Genomic DNA, 3,342 nt, shown 5'->3' on the forward strand with positions numbered 1-3,342 from the left:
CATTGGCGATTGAGCCAGTCAGAGCGGTACGAAAGTATCGGCTGTCGTTCTTTAACAATCTGGAAGAAGTAAGTAATTTGGATAGCGGAAGCGTCTTGAGATGGACGTGGAAACTATCCGGGTTGTGATTGTATCGATGTATCTCAAGATGATTCGAACTCTATGTTTGACTCAATTGGAATACGGCACAACGCGAGAACTCAACCTGTAACGAGACAGACTCGTTATAGGGTCAAGCGAACAAGTGCATGTGGTGGATGCCTTGGCGATCACAGGCGATGAAGGACGCGGTAGCCTGCGAAAAGCTACGGGGAGCTGGCAAACAAGCTTTGATCCGTAGATGTCCGAATGGGGAAACCCACTCCTTTTGGAGTATCCATGGCTGAATACATAGGCCATGTGAAGCGAACGCGGTGAACTGAAACATCTAAGTAACCGCAGGAAAAGAAATCAACCGAGATTCCCAAAGTAGTGGCGAGCGAAATGGGATGAGCCTTGCACTCTTTATTTGTATTGTTAGCCGAACGCTCTGGAAAGTGCGGCCATAGCAGGTGATAGCCCTGTAGGCGAAAACAGTATGAAAGAACTAGGTGTGCGACAAGTAGGGCGGGACACGTGAAATCCTGTCTGAAGATGGGGGGACCATCCTCCAAGGCTAAATACTCGTGATCGACCGATAGTGAACCAGTACCGTGAGGGAAAGGCGAAAAGAACCCCGGGAGGGGAGTGAAATAGATCCTGAAACCGCATGCATACAAACAGTCGGAGCCTCGTAAGGGGTGACGGCGTACCTTTTGTATAATGGGTCAGCGACTTACGTTCAGTAGCAAGCTTAACCGTATAGGGCAGGCGTAGCGAAAGCGAGTCCGAATAGGGCGTTCAGTTGCTGGGCGTAGACCCGAAACCAGGTGATCTATCCATGGCCAGGATGAAGGTGCGGTAACACGTACTGGAGGTCCGAACCCACTAACGTTGAAAAGTTAGGGGATGAGCTGTGGATAGGGGTGAAAGGCTAAACAAACCTGGAAATAGCTGGTTCTCTCCGAAAACTATTTAGGTAGTGCCTCGTGTCTCACCTTCGGGGGTAGAGCACTGTCATGGTTGGGGGGTCTATTGCAGATTACCCCGCCATAGCAAACTCCGAATACCGAAGAGTGCAATCACGGGAGACAGACATCGGGTGCTAACGTCCGGTGTCAAGAGGGAAACAACCCAGACCGCCAGCTAAGGTCCCCAAATATAGCTAAGTGGGAAACGAAGTGGGAAGGCTAAAACAGTCAGGAGGTTGGCTTAGAAGCAGCCACCCTTTAAAGAAAGCGTAATAGCTCACTGATCGAGTCGTCCTGCGCGGAAGATGTAACGGGGCTAAGCTATATACCGAAGCTGCGGATGCGTGCTTGCACGCATGGTAGGAGAGCGTTCCGTAAGCCTGCGAAGGTGCCTTGTAAAGGGTGCTGGAGGTATCGGAAGTGCGAATGCTGACATGAGTAGCGATAAAGGGGGTGAAAGGCCCCCTCGCCGTAAGCCCAAGGTTTCCTACGCAACGTTCATCGGCGTAGGGTGAGTCGGCCCCTAAGGCGAGGCAGAAATGCGTAGCTGATGGGAAGCAGGTCAATATTCCTGCACCATTGTTAGATGCGATGGGGGGACGGATCGCGGAAGGTTGTCCGGGTGTTGGAAGTCCCGGTCGCTGCATTGGAGAAGGCACTTAGGCAAATCCGGGTGCGTAATTCAAGGGTGTGGCGCGAGCTTCTTCGGAAGCGAAGCAATTGGAAGTGGTTCCAAGAAAAGCCTCTAAGCTTCAGTCTAACGATGACCGTACCGCAAACCGACACAGGTGGGCGAGATGAGTATTCTAAGGCGCTTGAGAGAACTCGGGAGAAGGAACTCGGCAAATTGGTACCGTAACTTCGGGATAAGGTACGCCCTTGTAGCTTGACTGGCCTGCGCCAGGAGGGTGAAGGGGTTGCAATAAACTGGTGGCTGCGACTGTTTAATAAAAACACAGCACTCTGCAAACACGAAAGTGGACGTATAGGGTGTGACGCCTGCCCGGTGCCGGAAGATTAAATGATGGGGTGCAAGCTCTTGATTGAAGTCCCGGTAAACGGCGGCCGTAACTATAACGGTCCTAAGGTAGCGAAATTCCTTGTCGGGTAAGTTCCGACCTGCACGAATGGCGTAACGATGGCCACACTGTCTCCTCCCGAGACTCAGCGAAGTTGAAGTGTTTGTGATGATGCAATCTACCCGCGGCTAGACGGAAAGACCCCATGAACCTTTACTGTAGCTTTGCATTGGACTTTGAACCGATCTGTGTAGGATAGGTGGGAGGCTATGAAACCGGAACGCTAGTTTCGGTGGAGCCGTCCTTGAAATACCACCCTGGTTTGTTTGAGGTTCTAACCTTGGCCCGTGATCCGGGTCGGGGACAGTGCATGGTAGGCAGTTTGACTGGGGCGGTCTCCTCCCAAAGCGTAACGGAGGAGTACGAAGGTACGCTAGGTACGGTCGGAAATCGTGCTGATAGTGCAATGGCATAAGCGTGCTTAACTGCGAGACCGACAAGTCGAGCAGGTGCGAAAGCAGGTCATAGTGATCCGGTGGTTCTGTATGGAAGGGCCATCGCTCAACGGATAAAAGGTACTCTGGGGATAACAGGCTGATACCGCCCAAGAGTTCATATCGACGGCGGTGTTTGGCACCTCGATGTCGGCTCATCTCATCCTGGGGCTGTAGCCGGTCCCAAGGGTATGGCTGTTCGCCATTTAAAGAGGTACGTGAGCTGGGTTTAAAACGTCGTGAGACAGTTTGGTCCCTATCTGCCGTGGGCGTTGGATATTTGAAGGGGGCTGCTCCTAGTACGAGAGGACCGGAGTGGACGAACCTCTGGTGTACCGGTTGTCACGCCAGTGGCATCGCCGGGTAGCTATGTTCGGAAGAGATAACCGCTGAAAGCATCTAAGCGGGAAACTCGCCTTAAGATGAGATATCCCTGGGGACTAGATCCCCTTGAAGGGTCGTTCGAGACCAGGACGTTGATAGGTCAGGTGTGTAAGCGCAGTAATGCGTTCAGCTAACTGATACTAATTGCCCGTAAGGCTTGATCCTATAACAAGTCTGCCTTGTAGATCGGCGCCGTGCGACAGCACCGGCCGCAAGATCCAGAGCGACAAGTTGGATTCTCGTGTGTGATACACACAACTCAAAATTACTGCTTCTTCCAAGATTGGTTCTGTTGGCCACGCCAGCAGGACAACCCTCTTTGCCTGATGACCATAGCGAGTCGGTCCCACCCCTTCCCATCCCGAACAGGACCGTGAAACGACTCTACGCCGATGA

Annotated in this window: 2 rRNA genes; both read left to right on the forward strand. The window is 52.4% G+C overall.

Annotated features, from left to right (window positions below):
- The first annotated feature begins 230 nt into the window (after window positions 1–230).
- Window positions 231–3,111, forward strand: a 23S ribosomal RNA gene (locus ABY44_RS27560).
- A gap of 157 nt (window positions 3,112–3,268) precedes the next feature.
- Window positions 3,269–3,342, forward strand: a 5S ribosomal RNA gene (gene rrf / locus ABY44_RS27565); the annotation flags it as partial.

It is taken from the genome of Burkholderia sp. ZZQ-2 (assembly GCF_050768715.1).
In the GTDB taxonomy this organism is placed as follows: domain Bacteria; phylum Pseudomonadota; class Gammaproteobacteria; order Burkholderiales; family Burkholderiaceae; genus Burkholderia; species Burkholderia cepacia.